This window comes from Variovorax sp. J2L1-78 (genome assembly GCF_030317205.1).
GTDB lineage: Bacteria > Pseudomonadota > Gammaproteobacteria > Burkholderiales > Burkholderiaceae_C > Variovorax > Variovorax arabinosiphilus.
Map to the genome: position 1 here is coordinate 461,986 of NZ_JASZYB010000001.1, position 16,293 is coordinate 478,278.

The 16,293-nt window shown below is 67.2% G+C and carries 16 protein-coding genes; 11 read left to right on the top strand and 5 right to left on the bottom strand.

The window, feature by feature from the left end:
• Window positions 1-3 precede the first annotated feature (3 nt).
• Window positions 4-381, bottom strand: coding sequence for a c-type cytochrome (locus tag QTH86_RS02210; RefSeq protein WP_286646296.1), 378 nt, complete (start codon window positions 379-381; stop codon window positions 4-6).
• 98 nt (window positions 382-479) lie between these two features.
• Between QTH86_RS02210 and QTH86_RS02215 the strand changes: the two genes are divergently transcribed.
• Window positions 480-1,376, top strand: a complete 897-nt coding sequence (locus tag QTH86_RS02215) for a LysR family transcriptional regulator (RefSeq protein ID WP_286646295.1) — start codon at window positions 480-482, stop codon at window positions 1,374-1,376.
• Window positions 1,377-1,459: 83 nt separating this feature from the next.
• Here QTH86_RS02215 and QTH86_RS02220 read toward each other — a convergent pair whose 3' ends face one another.
• Together QTH86_RS02220 and QTH86_RS02225 are read right to left on the bottom strand one after the other, a co-directional pair.
• On the bottom strand, window positions 1,460-2,749 hold the full coding sequence (locus tag QTH86_RS02220; RefSeq protein ID WP_286646294.1) for an amidohydrolase family protein: 1,290 nt from the start codon (window positions 2,747-2,749) through the stop codon (window positions 1,460-1,462).
• A 58-nt stretch (window positions 2,750-2,807) separates the two neighbouring features.
• On the bottom strand, window positions 2,808-3,722 hold the full coding sequence (locus QTH86_RS02225) for a LysR family transcriptional regulator (protein WP_286646293.1): 915 nt from the start codon (window positions 3,720-3,722) through the stop codon (window positions 2,808-2,810).
• A 105-nt stretch (window positions 3,723-3,827) separates the two neighbouring features.
• Between QTH86_RS02225 and QTH86_RS02230 the strand changes: the two genes are divergently transcribed.
• The 4 genes from QTH86_RS02230 to QTH86_RS02245 all read left to right on the top strand — a co-directional run bounded on the left by QTH86_RS02230 (window position 3,828) and on the right by QTH86_RS02245 (window position 8,303).
• The gene (locus QTH86_RS02230; RefSeq protein WP_286646292.1) at window positions 3,828-5,228 is read left to right on the top strand and encodes an acyclic terpene utilization AtuA family protein; all 1,401 of its coding nucleotides are present in this window, start codon (window positions 3,828-3,830) and stop codon (window positions 5,226-5,228) included.
• Window positions 5,225-5,587, top strand: coding sequence for an AtuA-related protein (locus QTH86_RS02235; RefSeq protein WP_286646291.1), 363 nt, complete (start codon window positions 5,225-5,227; stop codon window positions 5,585-5,587). The genes QTH86_RS02230 and QTH86_RS02235 overlap by 4 nt, the downstream gene beginning before the upstream one ends.
• Before the next feature lie 33 nt (window positions 5,588-5,620).
• Complete coding sequence (locus tag QTH86_RS02240; protein WP_286646290.1) at window positions 5,621-6,589, top strand: Bug family tripartite tricarboxylate transporter substrate binding protein; 969 nt, start codon at window positions 5,621-5,623, stop codon at window positions 6,587-6,589.
• Between the two features lie 112 nt (window positions 6,590-6,701).
• Window positions 6,702-8,303 (top strand): gamma-glutamyltransferase family protein, encoded by a 1,602-nt coding sequence (locus QTH86_RS02245; protein ID WP_286646289.1) that lies wholly within the window; start codon window positions 6,702-6,704, stop codon window positions 8,301-8,303.
• Between the two features lie 30 nt (window positions 8,304-8,333).
• Here the strand turns inward: QTH86_RS02245 and QTH86_RS02250 are convergent, their stop codons facing one another.
• On the bottom strand, window positions 8,334-8,906 hold the full coding sequence (locus tag QTH86_RS02250) for a TetR/AcrR family transcriptional regulator (protein ID WP_286646288.1): 573 nt from the start codon (window positions 8,904-8,906) through the stop codon (window positions 8,334-8,336).
• A gap of 149 nt (window positions 8,907-9,055) precedes the next feature.
• Here QTH86_RS02250 and QTH86_RS02255 point away from each other — a divergent pair, with 149 nt between their 5' ends.
• On the top strand, window positions 9,056-9,742 hold the full coding sequence (locus QTH86_RS02255; RefSeq protein WP_286646287.1) for a glutathione S-transferase family protein: 687 nt from the start codon (window positions 9,056-9,058) through the stop codon (window positions 9,740-9,742).
• Window positions 9,743-9,794: 52 nt separating this feature from the next.
• On the opposite strand, the gene QTH86_RS02260 is transcribed toward QTH86_RS02255, so the two are convergent.
• Complete coding sequence (locus QTH86_RS02260; protein ID WP_286646286.1) at window positions 9,795-11,150, bottom strand: MFS transporter; 1,356 nt, start codon at window positions 11,148-11,150, stop codon at window positions 9,795-9,797.
• Window positions 11,151-11,339: 189 nt separating this feature from the next.
• Here QTH86_RS02260 and cyoA point away from each other — a divergent pair, with 189 nt between their 5' ends.
• The 5 genes from cyoA to QTH86_RS02285 are packed head-to-tail and all read left to right on the top strand — an operon-like array spanning window position 11,340 to window position 16,285.
• Entirely contained in the window at window positions 11,340-12,428 is a 1,089-nt protein-coding gene (gene cyoA / locus QTH86_RS02265) for a ubiquinol oxidase subunit II (protein ID WP_286646285.1), read from the top strand.
• Between the two features lie 18 nt (window positions 12,429-12,446).
• Entirely contained in the window at window positions 12,447-14,450 is a 2,004-nt protein-coding gene (gene cyoB / locus QTH86_RS02270) for a cytochrome o ubiquinol oxidase subunit I (protein WP_286646284.1), read from the top strand.
• Window positions 14,443-15,084 carry a cytochrome o ubiquinol oxidase subunit III gene (gene cyoC / locus QTH86_RS02275; protein WP_286646283.1) on the top strand — a complete coding sequence of 214 codons (642 nt, stop codon included), beginning with the start codon at window positions 14,443-14,445 and terminating at the stop codon, window positions 15,082-15,084. Before cyoB ends, cyoC begins: the two co-directional genes overlap by 8 nt.
• Window positions 15,081-15,473: a cytochrome o ubiquinol oxidase subunit IV gene (gene cyoD, locus QTH86_RS02280; RefSeq protein WP_286646282.1), complete on the top strand. Its 393-nt coding sequence runs from the start codon at window positions 15,081-15,083 to the stop codon at window positions 15,471-15,473. Before cyoC ends, cyoD begins: the two co-directional genes overlap by 4 nt.
• Window positions 15,470-16,285, top strand: a complete 816-nt coding sequence (locus QTH86_RS02285; RefSeq protein WP_444813541.1) for an SURF1 family protein — start codon at window positions 15,470-15,472, stop codon at window positions 16,283-16,285. The genes cyoD and QTH86_RS02285 overlap by 4 nt, the downstream gene beginning before the upstream one ends.
• Window positions 16,286-16,293: the final 8 nt, after the last annotated feature.

The following is a 16,293-nucleotide window of genomic DNA, read 5'->3' on the forward strand; positions in this document are numbered from 1 at the left end:
TGACTACTTGGCACCGTCGATCAGCCATTGGGCGATCGCCTGCGCGTCGGCGTCCGACACCTGCGCCTGTGCAGGCATCGGCATGGCGCCCCACTTTCCGGCGCTTCCGTTCTTGATGCTGGCTGCAAGTTGCGCGGCCGTTCCCTTGCCCTCGCCGTACCTTGCACCGATGTCCTTCCACGAAGGCCCGGCCGTCTTGGCCACCGGTTGATGGCAGGCGATGCACAGATACCGCTGTGTCAGTGCCGGGCTCGCCGAAGCCCGGATCGGCAGCGCGATGCCCGCCCAAAAAACCATGGCAGAAGCGAGAACGCCAACCAGCGCACGTCGCCGGGCCGAGGTGCGCCGGCTGATCGGTACTGCTTTGTTCCTGTCGTGCATTCATTCATCCTTGGTGGGCCGAGTGGTGCACTCTATGGACTGGCGCCCCAAAGAAAAATGGGGTGATGCTGCATACCTTGTGAAGGTAAGCTTCAAGGATGAAACTCAATCAGCTGGACGGATTGATCGCGTTCTGGAAGGTCGCCGAACACAGCGGCTTCACTGCGGCGGCCGCGGATCTGGCCGTCTCACCCTCCGCTTTGAGCCAGGCGATCCGGCAGTTGGAGACGCGGTTGGGCGTCCGACTGTTGAACCGGACCACGCGCAGCGTGAGCCTGACCGAAGCAGGCCGGGCCTATCTCGCCCGTGTCGGCCCGGCACTGGGCCAGGTCATCGAGGCGGGCGACGAACTCAACGTCCTCCAGGGGAAGCCGTCTGGCATCTTGCGACTCAATGCCGCAAGGATCTCCATCGCCTTGGTCCTGCGTCCGCTTCTGGACGGTTTTCTTCGCGCCCACCCGCATGTTCAACTCGAACTGACGAACGACGAAGGCTTCGTCGACATCGTCGAAAGAGGTTTCGACGCCGGCATCCGTTTTGGCGAGAGCATCCACCGGGACATGGTCGCCGTCCCCATCGGCGGGCCCGCCGCGGTCGCGGTGGTTGCGTCGCCGGAATACCTCCAACGCGTGCCGGCGCCCCGCCATCCAGACGATCTCGTGCACCACAACTGCGTGCGCTTGCGCTTCGCGACCACGGGCGCGATCTACAAATGGGAATTCGATGTGGGCGATCGTCTGGTGGACTACGAAGTAGGCGGCAATCTCATCATCAGCGACACGACCTTCAGCCTGGACGCGGCGCTCGACGGCATCGGACTGGCGTACACCTTCGAGCAGCTTGCGCGGCCATATATCCGAGCCAAGCGTCTGAAGCGTGTGCTGACCGCTTTCTCGCCGACCTTTCCCGGCTTCTACCTGTACTACCCCAGCCGGCACGATCAACCTTCAAAGCTGAAGGCACTGATCGAGTACGTCGGGCGGCACAAGGGCTGAGTGGGGGGTGTGCGGTTGGAAAGGGGCGGTTTCCTGGACGCGGGAGAAGCACCCGTCATGCCGCATGGCGCGCCGAAGCGGCGTCAGGCCGCGCCGGGTCGCGCCAGCATGAACGACGTGCCGCCGACGCGCCCCGGCAGATGCAGCGCCGCGGTGGTTGGCGGCGTCTCGGCCAGCAGCCTGCCGCGCCGGTACACCTTCAGTCGTGTGGCGCGCAGGCGGATCGCCTCGATTGGGTCGCGCGCCTGCAGCAGCACGAAGCTCGCGTCGCCGCCCGCCTCGAGCCCGTAGGCCGGCAGATGGAAGACCTTCGCCGCATTCGTCGTCACGGCGTCGAAGCAGCGGCGGATGCCGGCCTGGCTGGTCATCTGCGCCACGTGCAGGCCCATGTGCGCCACCTCGAGCATGTCGCCCGAGCCCATGCCATACCACGGGTCCATCACGCAGTCGTGGCCGAAGGCGACGTTCACACCCGCGGCCATCAGCTCGGGCACGCGCGTCATGCCGCGGCGCTTGGGGTAGCTGTCGTGGCGGCCCTGCAGCGTGATGTTGATGAGCGGGTTGGCGATCACGGCGACGCCGCTTTCGGCAATGAGCGGCAGCAGCTTGCTCACGTAGTAGTTGTCCATGCTGTGCATCGACGTGCAGTGCGAGCCGGTCACGCGGCCCTGCAGGCCCAGGCGCTGCGCCTCGAAGGCGAGTGTCTCGATGTGGCGCGAGAGCGGGTCGTCGGATTCGTCGCAGTGCATGTCGACCAGCAGCCCGCGCTCGGCCGCGATCTCGCACAGCAGCGTCACGCTGGCCGCGCCGTCGGCCATGGTGCGTTCGAAATGCGGAATGCCGCCGACCACATCGACGCCCTTGTCGAGCGCGCGCTTCAGGTTGTCGACGCCGCCCGGCGAGCGCAGCACGCCGTCCTGCGGGAACGCGACCAGTTGGAGGTCGAGGTAGGGCGCGACCAGGCGCTTGACCTCCAGCAGCGCGTCGACCGCCAGCAGGCTCGGGTCGCTGGTGTCGACGTGCGTGCGGATGGCCAGCAGGCCCTTGGCCACGGCCCAGTCGCAATACGCCAGCGCGCGTTCGATCAACGCCTCCTGCTTGAGCAGCGGCTTGAGCTCGCCCCACAGCGCGATGCCCTCAAGCAGCGTGCCGCTCTCGTTGACGCGCGGCAGCCCGTAGCTGAGCGTCGCGTCCATGTGGAAGTGCGGGTCGATGAAGTGCGGCGTGACCAGCAGGCCCTGCGCATCCAGCGTCTCGTGGGCGGGCGCATCGAGACCTTCGGTGACCTCGGCGATGCTGTCGCCTTGCACGGCGATCGACATCCCGGTGCGGCCGTCGGGGAGGGTGGCATTGCGAACGAGGAGGTCGAGCATGGGCGGGGTGCCTTGTCGTGGAGTCGTTGGATGGCGTTGAATTATCGGCCGCAGGGTGTCACTTCAGGGCGAGGTTGCCCAGCCGCGCGACGATCAGGTCGTGCAAGGTCTGTGCCGCCACCGACAGGCTGCCCTCGCGCCGCTGCACCAGATAGACGGTGCGCAGCAGCCCCGGAACCGGCAGCGGCCGAGTCACCAGCGACTCGCGGCGGAAGTGAAAGAGCGTCAGCGCCGGCACCACGCTGATGCCCAGCCCGGCTTCGACCAGCCCCATCACGGTGGCCAGGTGCTCGACCTCGAACACGGCGTTCAGCCGCAGCGGGTGCAGCGCCGCGTCGAGCGACTGGCGCACGCTGCTGTGGCGCGCCATCTGGATGAAGGGGTAGGGCGCGATCTTGCGGACGCTCAGGCGCGTCTCGGCGGCGAGCGGGTGGTCGGCGCGGCACACCAGGTGGAAGCGGTCGCTGCACAGCTTGCGGCTGCGCAGGTCGCCGGCGGCCGAGGTGCCCGCGCCGGACGAGGCCAGCGCGAAGTCGGCCTCGCCGCTGCGCACGCGCGCGATGCAGGCGTCGGACAGGGCATCGTCCAGGCTGATGGTGATGCCCGGCCAGGCGGCCATGAATTCGGCGAACACCGCCGGCAGCCAGCCGGCGGCGAGCGAGGGCAGGGCGGCGACCCGCACCCGCCCCTTGCGGCGCTCGACGTGGTCGGCCAGGTCGGCGACCACGCCGCGCATGTCGTCGAGCAGCCGCTGCGCCGCGTCCTCGAACAGCCGCCCCTCGGGCGTGAGCTGCACGCTGCGCGTGTCGCGGTCGAACAGCCGGGTGCCCAACGCCTCCTCCAGCGTGCGGATAAGCGCGCTGAAGGCGGGCTGCGACAAGTGGCACAGCTGTGCCGCGCGGGTAAAGTTGCGTTGCTCGGCCAGCGCGGCAAAGGCCCGCAACTGCCGTGCCGTGAGGTCGGGCATCTTCATGGCGTGATCCGTCTTTCGAATGAATCGATCTGAACTTTCGATTTTACGGATGGCGTAACCCGGCCTACATTGACGCCACGACACCCGAAGCGAGACATCGGAGACATGACACCACAGGCCCCTTCGGCATTGCCCCTGCGTGCGCCCCTGCTGATCGGCTGCGCGGCCGGCTTCTCGGGGGACCGCACCGACGTGGCCGGCCCCGTGGTCGACACGCTGGTCGCCCGGCTGGCGTCCGGCCCGCCGGGCCAGCGCGCCTTCCTCATCTTCGAAACCCTGGCTGAGCGCACGCTCGCGCTGGCGCAACTGCGCCGCCGCACCGACCCCGAGGCGGGCTACGAGCCCCTGCTCGATGCGATGCTGCGTCCGGTGCTGGCGACCTGCCTGGCCCACGGCATCCGCATCGTCAGCAACTTCGGCGCGGCCAACCCGCGTGCTGCGGCCCGGCACATCGCCCGCATGGCGCGCGAGCTCGGCCAGCCGGCGCCGCGCATCGCGGTGGTGGAGGGCGACGACCTGTCGGCGCCGGAACACCAGGCGCTGCTGCACGACACGCTGGGCGCCGCGATGGACGGCCTGCGTATCGTCAGCGCCAATGCCTACATCGGCGCCGAGCCGATCGCCGCTGCGCTCGATTCCGGCGCGCAGATCGTGGTGTGCGGCCGGGTGGCCGACCCCTCGCTCACCGTCGGGCCGGCGATGTCGCATTTCGGCTGGGCGCCCGACGACTGGGACGTGCTCGGCCGCGCGACCATGGCGGGCCATCTGCTGGAATGCGGTGCCCAGGTCTGCGGCGGCTATTTCGCCGACCCCGGCTACAAGGACGTGCCGGGGCTCGACAACGTCGGCTTCCCGATCGCAGAGATCGCGGCAGACGGCCATTGCACCATCGGCAAGTCGGAAGGCACCGGCGGCTTCGTCAACGTGGCAACGGTGAAGGAGCAACTCCTTTACGAAGTGCACGACCCTGCTGCCTACCTCACGCCCGACGTGGTGGCCGACATCGGCGAGGCAGAAGTGCAGGCGCTCGGCGACGACCGGGTGGCGCTGACCGGCGTGCGCGGCCATGCGCGGCCGACGCACTACAAGGTCAACGTCTGCCACGAAGGCGGGTGGCTGGCCGAGGGCGAGATCTCGTACGCCGGTCCGCGCGCCGAGGCGCGGGCCCGGCTGGCGGCCGATGTGTTGCGCCGCCGGCTCCTCGGGCTCACGCTGCGCATCGACCTGATCGGCGCCCTCAGCATCCTGGCCGACGATGCCGGCCGTGCGCTGGCCGACACACCCGACGGCGGCGCGCGCGACGTGCGTCTGCGCGTGGCCGCTGCCCATGCCGACCGTGCCGAAGCCGAGCGGCTGGGCCGAGAGGTGATGGCGCTCTACACCTGCGGCCCGGCTGGCGGTGGCGGCGTGCGCACGGCGCTCACGCCGCGTCTCAACACGATCTCGTGCCTGCTGCCGCGCGAGCGCGTGCCGGTCGGCTTCGCCATGGTAGAGGTGGCGGTATGACCCTGGTCACCGTTCCCCTCTACCGCGCCGCCCACGGCCGCACCGGCGACAAGGGCGACCGTTCGAACATCAGCGTGATCGCCTGGCACCCGGCGCTGTGGCCGTTGCTGGTCGAACAGGTCACGCCCGAGGCGGTCGCTGCGCAGTTCCGCCACCGCGCACCGTCTCGCGTCGAGCGCTTCCTGCTGCCGAAGCTGCATGCGATGAACTTCGTGCTCGATGCGGTGCTCGACGGCGGCGTGAACGACGCGCTGAACCTCGACACGCACGGCAAGTCGCTGTCCTTTCTGCTGCTCGACCTGCGCATCGACGTGCCGGCCGATCTGCAGCACCTGCTCGCCGGCCCACCCGAAGGCTGACCCATTCTTTGCCAACCCCAGGAGACAAGACCCATGAACAGAATTTCGACCCTCGCCCTGGCTGCCGCCGCGCTCGCCCTGGCGCCGGCGCTGAGCCAGGCGCAGGCCTTCCCCGACAAGCCGATCACCTTCGTCGTGCCTTTCGCGGCCGGCACCGCCACCGACCAGATCGCGCGTGCCATCGGCAACGGCGTCACGGCCGAAACCAAGCAGTCGGTCGTGATTGACAACCGGGCGGGCGCCAGCGGCTTCATCGCATCGCAGTACGCGGCCAAGGCGCCGGCGGACGGCTACACCGTGCTCATCACCACCAACACCACGCATGCGGCCAACGAGCACCTCTACAAGAAGCTGCCTTACGACCCGGTGAAGGATTTCGCGCCGATCACCGCCCTGGGCAAGGGCGGGCAGATCATGGTGGTCAACCCGTCGTTTCCGGCGACCACGGTGGCCGAGTTCGTGGCGCTGGCGAAGAAGGAGCCGGGCAAGTACAGCTTCGGCAGCGGCAGCTCGTCGAGCCGCATGGCCGGCGAACTGCTCCAGCAGATGGCCGACATCAAGCTGCTGCACGTGCCGTACAAGAGCAACACGCTGGCCGTGACCGACCTCCTGGGCAACCAGATCCACATGATGATCACCGACACCACGACCGGCCTGCCGCAGGTGAAGTCCGGCAAGCTGCGCGCGCTGGGTATGTCGAGTGCGGCGCGTTCGCCGCTGGCGCCCGAGGTGCCGACCATCGCCGAAGCCGGCGTGAAGGGCTACGAGATGGGCTACTGGTTCGCCGCCTACGCGCCGGCCAAGACGCCGCCCGCCGTGGTCAAGCGCCTGAACGAGCTGCTGGTGAAGGCCGCGAAGAGCGAGGCGGCCAAGGCGGCCTTCTACCAGCCGACCGGCACCGAGGTCTTCACCACCACGCCCGAAGAGATGGCGAAGTTCCAGACCGCCGAGTCGCAGAAGTGGGGCCGCATCGTGAAGGCGGCCGGCATCGAGGCGGAGTGAACGTGACCGCGCGCGCCTCTTAACATCACGGCGCGCGCACGGAACTTGCGGACCTCTTCGGGTCGGCGCGGGCGCGTTGCCCGTTCCCGTTCAATCCACAGAAGGATCCGTCATGGCCAACGCCATCCAGGGCCGCCGCGGCATCGCGGTCGCGCCGCACTCGCTCGCCTCCCAATCCGCCCTGGCCGTGCTGCGCGAGGGTGGCAATGCGATCGAGGCCATGGTGGCCGCGGCCGCGACCATCGCGGTGGTCTACCCGCACATGAACGGCATCGGCGGCGACAGTTTCTGGCTGGTGGCCACGCCGACTGGCGGCGCGCACGACGTGGTGGCCATCGATGGTTCGGGCGCCGCGGCCGGGGGCGTGGACCGGGCGCAGTACGCGGGCCAGCAGGCCATTCCGTTTCGCGGCGGTTCGGCGGCGATCACCATGGCCGGCACGGTCAGTGGCTGGGACCGGGCGCTGGCGCTGAGTCGCGACACGCTCGGCGGGCGCCTGCCGCTGCCCCGCCTGATGGCCGATGCGATCGACTACGCCACGCATGGCGCGCCGGTCACGGCCAGCCAGGCGCGCACGGTGCGCGGCAAGCGCGCCGAGCTCGCAGGCGTGCATGGTTTCGCGGAAACTTTCCTGCCAGGCGGGGAGGTTCCATCGACCGGTACGCTGTTCCGCCAGCCCCGGCTCGCCGCCACGCTTGAACATCTGGCGCGCGCCGGCCTCGACGACTTCTACCGCGGCGACCTGGCCCGCACGATGGCCGACGACCTGCAGCGTGCCGGTAGCCCGATCGCCCTGGCGGATTTCACCGCGCACCACGGCCTGCTGCGCGAACCGCTCGAACTGGCGCATCGCCATGGCCGCATCTTCAACATGCCGCCGCCGACGCAGGGCGTGGTCGCGCTGATCATCCTGGGGCTGATGGAGCGCCTGGGCATCGAGCGCTACGACCACTTGAGCGCCGACTACGTGCATGCCGCGGTCGAATCGGTCAAGCAGGCCTTCGCGGTGCGCGACCGCGAGATCACCGACCCGGCCCACATGCGCATCGCGGCCGCCGAACTCCTGACGCCGGCGGCACTCGACGCGATGGCCGCGCGCATCGACATGGCCCGCGCGGCACCGTGGGGCAGCGGCAAGGGGCCGGCCGACACGGTGTGGATGGGTGTGATCGATGGCGAGGGCCGTGCGGTCTCGATGATCCAGAGCGTGTACCACGAGTTCGGTTCGGGCGTGGTGCTGGCGCGCAGCGGCGTCAACTGGCAGAACCGCGGCGCGTCCTTCTCGCTGAAGCCCGAGCACATCAACACGCTGGCGCCGGGCAAGAAGCCCTTCCACACCCTGATTCCCGGCCTGGCGCTGCTGGCCGACGGCCGCACGATGGTCTACGGCAACATGGGCGGCGACGGACAGCCGCAGAGCCAGTCGGCGGTGTTCACGCGCACCGTCGTACACGGCCTGAATCCGCAGGACGCGGTGAGCGCGCCGCGCTGGCTGCTCGGCCGCACCTGGGGCCAGAGCACCGATTCGCTCAAGCTGGAGTCACGCTTCCCCGCCGAGACGGTGGCGGCGCTGCGTGCGCGGGGCCACGAGGTCGATGTGCTGGGCGACTTCGACGAGACCTTCGGGCACGCCGGCTGCCTGCTGCGCAAGCCCGACGGCAGCCTCGAAGGCGGCTTCGACCCGCGCTCGGACGGGATCGTGGCTGCCTTCTGAGGTTCTGAGGCCTGGAGCGAGGTCCGGGTCTCAGGGCATCAGCCCGGCGGTGCGGTAGGCGCCGATGGCCTGGTCGTAGCGTCTGACATCGCCGTAGCCGCGCGCGACCAGTTGCGCGCCCTCGACGGCCGCCAAGATGGCGACGGCGCGGTTGTGGATCGCCGCATCGTCCAGGTCGGATCGCTCGCGCGCCAGCATTGTCGATAGCCATGCGATGTTGGTGGCGTTGAACCTTTCGACCTCAGCCTTCACTTGCGGTGACAAGTCGGTGCTCTCCGAGGCGAGCATGCCGCAGAGACACATGCGGTTGTCTCGCAACAGGGCATCCCGGAAGATGTTCGTGTATGCCGCCATGCGCGCCGGGAGCTCGGCGACATCGGTCGTCAGATGTTCCAGAAGCAGTGCCAAGTCTTCGGTGTAGCGGCGGGCGAGCGCGACGGCGAGGTCGTCCTTGGTCGGGAAGTGGTAGTGGATGCTCGCGCTCTTGATGCCCACTTCCTTGGCCAACTCGCGAAAGCTCAGGGCCTTGTAGCCACGTGCCTGAACCATGAGGCGAGCCGCCGCCATGATGGTTTCTTTGGTATCGATCGATCCTGAGGCCACAACCTGCTCCTATCAAAACGCTTGACGCGGGATGCTTAGTTCTCTAGCATCTACCTATCAGTAGATAGACAAGCGTCGATTTGCTTTTGTCATCTCTGTGCGAACGTTATTTTAATCTATCTACCACATGGTAGTAATGAAAGATATGCATGAAGTTACTCGACAATCCCGGCGCCCCCAACCCTGCACGCATCCGGATCGTGTTGGCAGAAAAGGGGATCGACGACCAGATGCAGTTCGAAAAGGTGAGCCTGATCGCCGCCGAGCACAAACAGGACGAGTTTCTGAAAAAGAACCCGCTCGGCGTGCTTCCGGTGCTTCAGCTCGACGACGGTACCTATCTTTCCGAGAGCACGGCGATCACGGAATACCTTGACAACCTCGATGGCCATCCGGTGCTGACGGGCCGAACGCCCAAGGAGAAGGGCGTCATCCATATGATGCAGAGGCGCGCCGAGGCGATGGTGCTCGACCCGATCGGCATCTACTTCCACCACGGCACGCCTGGGCTTGGTGCGCAGCTTCAGGTCTACAAGAGTCCGGAATGGGCCCACCGCACCGAATGGGCGGCGCGGGAGCGGGCAAAGGCCGAGGCAGGATTGAGCTACTTCAACGGCGTGCTGGAGGCGACGCCGTTCGTGGCGGGGGAGCAGTTCTCCATGTCCGACATCACGCTCTTTGTCGGGCTGCTGTTCGCGGATCTGGCGGGCATTCCCATTCCAGAGCGCTATACGGCGCTCGCGGCATGGCGCGTGAAGGTCAGCGACCGACCGAGCGTCAAGAACCGCAGCGGCCAGTCGCTCGACGCCGATGACCTGCGCAGTCTCGGCTTCTGAGCGATGGATGCCGGCGCAGGTCCCTGAACTGCTCGCGCAGCGTGACTAGTCGCTAGTCGCGCTGCTGCTCGAGCGTCCGGTTGACCCACAGCGCGGTGAGCGTGCAGGCCGCGCCCGACAGCAGGTAGACGCTGACGTAGCCCAGGCCGAAGTGCGCCGACAGGCCCAGGGCCACCAGCGGTGCGAAGGCCGCGCCGATGAGCCAGGCCACGTCGGCCGTCAGGGCCGCGCCGGTGTAGCGGAAGCGGGCGGCGAAGTTCGAGGTCACGGTGCCCGAGGCCTGGCCATAGGACAGGCCCAGCAGGACGAAGCCGACCAGGATGAAGGTGTCCTGCCCGAGGTTGCCGCCGTCCAGCAGCGTCGGCGCGAAGCCGCTGAAGACCGCGATCGCCACCGCCAGCGAGCCGAGCGTGCGGCGCCGGCCGATGCGGTCGGCGATCTTGCCGGAAGCGACCATCGCCAGTGCGGCCAGGCAGGCGCCGATGGCCTGGATCACCAGGAACTGGCTGACCGACTGCTCGGAATAGAGGGTGATCCACGACAGCGGGAAGATCGTCACGATGTGGAAGAGGGCGTAGCTGGCCAAGGCCGCGAAGGCGCCGATCAGGATGTTGCCGCCCTGGGCGCGCGAGATCTCGACGATGCCGGTGGGTTCGAGCTCGCGCTCGTCCAGCTGCTTGGAGTATTCGGTGGCTGCGACCAGGCGCAGACGGGCGAACAGCGCCACGACGTTGATGGCGAAGGCGACGTAGAAGGGATAGCGCCAGCCCCAGGACAGGAAGTCCTCCGCCGGGATGCTGGCCGTGAGAAAGGCGAACAGGGTGGCCGCCGTCAGGAAGCCGAAGGGCGCGCCGAGCTGGCCGAGCATGGCGTACCAGCCGCGCCGGTTCTGCGGAGCGCTCATCGCCAGCAGCGACGGCAGGCCATCCCAGCTGCCGCCCAGTGCGATGCCCTGGGCGATGCGGAAGACCGCCAGCAGCACGATGGCCGTGGCGCCCACGCTCTCGTACGTCGGCAGGAAGGCGATGCCCGCGGTCGCGGTGCCGAGCATGAAGATCGCGGCGGTGAGCTTGGCCTCGCGACCATAACGGCGCTGGATGGCCATCGACAGCGCGGTGCCGAAGGGGCGGGCGATGAAGGCGAGGGCGAAGATCGCGAAGGCGTAGAGCGTGCCCGTCAGGCGGTCGGCGAAGGGGAAGAACACCGACGGGAAGACCAGTGCGGAGGCGATCCCATAGACGAAGAAGTCGAAATACTCGGAAGCGCGGCCGATCACGACGCCGACGGCGATGTCGCTGGGGCTGACGTGCTCCTTGTCGCCGCCGACGGCGTGGGCGATATCCCTTCCGGTGGAACTGGCGCTCTGGCCAAAGTGGCTGCCTTGTGGTGCGATAGCGGACGTGGTCATGAGATCCCTGCAAAAACCCAAGAAAATTGGCGCATTTCAACGTCTGAAGACCGATGCGAACTGCGTCAAAACAGAGCTTTGCACCGGCCTGCCTCTGCCACCGTAGGACAAAACGTCCAATGCCCGTCGGGTGCCATTCGTCGTAGATTCGCAGGCTTCCTGCCCAAACACAAGCTCTCTTTCCCTGGCATGCCTTCCTTCAAGATTCCGCGTGTGTTGTTCCTGCTGCCGCTGAGCTTGCTGGCGGGCTGCAACATGGTGCTGCTCAACCCCTCGGGCGACATCGCGTCGCAGCAGGGCCGGTTGATCGTGATTTCCACGATCCTCATGTTGCTGATCATCGTGCCGGTGATCGCGATGACGCTGTTCTTCGCCTGGAAGTACCGCCAGTCCAACAAGGAAGCGGACTATTCGCCCGACTGGGACCACTCGACCCAGCTCGAGCTGGCCATCTGGGGCGCGCCGCTGCTCATCATCATCGCGCTGGGCGCCCTGACCTGGATCAGCACCCACACGCTCGACCCGTACCGGCCCCTGGCGCGCATCGACGCCCAGCGGCCGATCCCGGCCGACACCAAGCCGCTGGTGGTCGAGGTGGTGGCGCTCGACTGGAAGTGGCTGTTCCTCTACCCCGAGCAGGGCATCGCCACGGTCAACGAGCTGGCGGCCCCGGTCGACCGGCCGATCCAGTTCAAGATCACCTCGTCGACGGTGATGAACTCCTTCTTCATCCCCGCACTGGCCGGCCAGATCTACGCCATGGCGGGCATGGAGACCAAGCTGCACGCGGTCATCAACAAGCCGGGCGAGTACGACGGCTTCTCCGCCAACTACAGCGGCGCCGGCTTCTCGGGCATGCGCTTCAAGTTCCACGGCCTGAACGACGCCGACTTCGACAAGTGGGTGCAGAGCAACAAGGCCGGCGGCGGCGAGCTCACCCGCGGCGCCTACCTGCAGCTGGAAAAGCCGTCCGAGCGCGACCCGGTGCGCCGCTTCGCCACGGTCGCGCCCGGCCTGTACGACGCCATCCTGAACCGCTGCGTCGAAGCCAACCGGATGTGCATGAAGGACATCATGGCGATCGACGCCAACGGCGGCCAGGGCATCCCCGGCGCCTTCAACGTCGCCTCGATGGACGCTGCCACGCGAGCCCGCCAGGGTCTGGCACCCGGCGCCGAGCTGGGCCGCGCCCGCACCTACGTCGGTGCCATGTGCTCCGTGAACGATCCGGTGGATGCGTTCCCGCTCTCCGTGCCCGCTGCCACGCAGCCGCTGTAATTGTTCTCCCGGATCTCCATGTTCGAATCACTCGACCTCACGAAGCTCATCTTCGGCAAGCTCAGCTGGGAAGCCATCCCGCTGCACGAGCCGATCCTCATCGCGACCTTCATCGCCGTCGGGCTCGGCGGCTTCGCACTGCTCGCCGCGCTGACCTATTTCAAGGTGTGGGGCGTGCTGTGGCGCGACTGGTTCACCAGCATCGACCACAAGAAGATCGGGATCATGTACATGGTGCTGGGCATCGTCATGCTGCTGCGCGGCTTTGCCGACGCGATCATGATGCGCCTGCACCAAGCCATGGCCTTCGGCGACAACCAGGGCTTCCTGCCGCCGCACCACTACGACCAGATCTTCACGGCCCACGGTGTGATCATGATCTTCTTCGTGGCGATGCCGCTGGTGACGGGCCTGATGAACTACGTGGTGCCGTTGCAGATCGGCGCGCGCGACGTGGCCTTCCCCTTCCTCAACAACTTCAGCTTCTGGATGACCGCCAGCGGCGCCGTGCTGGTCATGGCCTCGCTGTTCGTCGGCGAGTTCGCGCGCACCGGCTGGCTGGCCTACCCGCCGCTCTCGGGCATCCTGCACAGCCCCGACGTCGGGGTCGACTACTACATCTGGTCGCTGCAGATCGCCGGGGTGGGCACACTGCTCTCGGGCATCAACCTGCTCGCGACCATCGTGAAGATGCGCGCGCCCGGCATGGGCATGATGAAGATGCCGGTGTTTACCTGGACGTCGCTGTGCACCAACGTGCTGATCGTCGCCGCCTTCCCGGTGCTGACCGCCGTGCTCGCGCTGCTGTCGCTCGACCGCTACGTCGGCACGAACTTCTTCACGAACGACTTCGGCGGCAACGCCATGATGTACGTGAACCTGATCTGGATCTGGGGCCACCCCGAGGTCTACATCCTGATCCTGCCGCTGTTCGGCGTGTTCTCGGAAATCGTCTCGACCTTCTCGGGCAAGCGTCTGTTCGGCTACGCGTCGATGGTCTACGCCACGGTGGTGATCACCATCCTGTCGTACCTGGTGTGGCTGCACCACTTCTTCACGATGGGCTCGGGCGCCAGCGTCAATTCCTTCTTCGGCATCACGACGATGATCATCTCGATCCCGACCGGGGCGAAGATCTTCAACTGGCTTTTCACGATGTACCGCGGCCGCATCCGCTTCGAAGTGCCGATGCTGTGGACCGTCGGCTTCATGGTCACCTTCGTGATCGGCGGCATGACGGGCGTGCTGCTGGCCGTGCCGCCGGCGGACTTCGTGCTGCACAACAGCCTGTTCCTGATCGCCCACTTCCACAACGTGATCATCGGCGGCGTGCTGTTCGGCCTGTTCGCCGGCATCAACTACTGGTTCCCGAAGGCCTTCGGCTACAAGCTGGACGCGTTCTGGGGAAAGATGTCCTTCTGGTTCTGGCTGATCGGTTTCTGGATGGCCTTCATGCCGCTGTACATCCTCGGCCTGATGGGCGTCACGCGCCGCGTGAGCCACTTCGAGGACATGTCGCTGCAGATCTGGTTCCAGATCGCCGCCTTCGGCGCCTTCCTGATCGCGTTGGGCATCGCGTCCTTCCTGATCCAGCTGGTCGTGAGCTACCGCCGCCGCGAGTCCCTGCGCGACTTCACGGGCGACCCATGGAACGGCCGCACGCTGGAATGGTCGACCTCGTCGCCGCCGCCGGCCTACAACTTCGCGTTCACGCCGGTCATCCATGACAACGACGCCTGGTCGGACATGAAGCAACGCGGCTACGAGCGCCCGCTGCAGGGCTTCCGCCCGATCCACATGCCCAAGAACACCTGGGCGGGCATCGTGCTCGCCGGCCTGAGCACCGTCTTCGGCTTCGCGATGATCTGGCACATGTGGCCGCTGGCCGTGCTGAGCTTCGTGCTGCTGGTCGGCACCGCCATCTTCCACACCTTCAACTACCAGCGCGACTACCACATCGATGCGGACGAAGTCATCCGCACCGAAGGCGCCCGCACCCGTCTCCTTGCCAGCCATGTCTGATACCGCCGCCACCCTGCATTCGGGCGACGTCCACGCGCCCGACAACCAGCGCTTCTACGTCCCTGGCGACCACCACCCGGAGAACGGCACGCTGCTGGGCTTCTGGCTCTACCTGATGAGCGACTGCCTCATCTTCGCGTGCCTGTTCGCGGTGCACGCGGTGGTGGGTCGCAGCTACGCGGCCGGCCCGTCGGGTGCCGACTTGTTCGACCTGCCCCTGGTCGCGCTCAACACCTCGATGCTGCTGCTGTCGTCGATCACCTATGGCTTCGCCATGATCGCCATGCAGAAGAAGCTGGTGAAGCAGGTGCTCGTGTGGCTGGCCATCACGGGCCTGTTCGGTGCGGCCTTCATCGGGCTCGAGCTGTACGAGTTCCACCACCTGATCCATGAAGGCGCAGTGCCGCAGCGCAGTGCCTTCCTGTCGTCCTTCTTCACGCTGGTCGGCACCCACGGCCTGCACGTCACCTTCGGCATCATCTGGCTGGTCACGCTGATGGTGCAGGTGTCGCGCCACGGCCTCACGGTGGAGAACCGCCGCCGCCTGATGTGCCTGTCGATGTTCTGGCACTTCCTGGACGTGGTCTGGATCGGCGTCTTCACCTTTGTCTACCTGATGGGAGTGCTGCCATGAGCGCAGGTCACGACACGCACGGCCACGGCCACGACACCGACGATCACCACGACGAAGGCGTGCCCCACAGCACGCTCAAGGGCTACACCATCGGCTTCGTGCTGTCGGTCATCCTCACCGTCATCCCGTTCTGGCTGGTGATGGGCAAGGTGTTCGAGAGCTCGAGCACCACCGCCTTGGTCATCCTCGGTTTCGCCGCCGTCCAGATCGTGGTGCACATGATCTATTTCCTGCACATGAACACCAAGGTCGAAGGCGGCTGGTCGATGCTGGCGCTGATTTTCACGCTGGTGCTCGTGGTCATCACGCTGGCCGGCTCCTTGTGGGTGATGTACCACCTCAACCACAACATGATGCCGTCGCTGCACGACATGAAGAACATGCCTTGAGCGGGCACCGGCCAGCCGAACCGGCCGCCGAACGCGGCCCACGCTCCGCGGCCGTCCTGGCCGCGTTGGCGTTTCTGGCGCTCGCCGTTTTCTGCGGTTTCGTCGCGCTGGGCACCTGGCAGGTCGAGCGCCGCGCCTGGAAGCTCGACCTGATCGAACGCGTCGCCCAGCGCATCCACGCGGCGCCGGTCGAGGCGCCGGCCCAGGCGGCGTGGCCCACGGTCGAGGCCAGCCGGGACGAATACCGCCGCGTCCGTCTCACCGGCACCTTCCTGCACGACCGCGAGACGCTGGTGCAGGCCTCCACGGCCATCGGCACCGGCTTCTGGGTGCTCACGCCGCTGCGTGTTGCCGACGGCAGCCTGGTGATGGTCAACCGCGGCTTCGTCCCGCCGGAGCAACGCGACCCCACCTCGCGCGGCGGGGTGCCGATCAGCACCGTGACTGTCACCGGTTTCCTGCGCATGAGCGAGCGCAGCGGCTTCTTTCCGCGGCGCAACGACCCCGCGGCCGACCGCTGGTTCTCGCGCGAACTGCCGGCCATCGCGGCGGCGCGCGGGCTGGGCACCGTGGCGCCGTACTTCGTCGATGCCGACGCCGGCCCGCCTGGCACCTGGCCGGTCGGCGGTCTCACCGTCATCGCCTTTCCCAACAGCCACTTCGTCTATGCCGTGACCTGGTACGGGCTGGCGCTGATGGTCGCGCTGGCGGCGGGTTATGTGTCGCGCGACGAGCGCCGGCTGCGGCGCCGCCACATTGGGGACAATGGACATTCCATCGATCCCGAAAGCAAGGATGCTGCGCACGAATGAGGCTCCGG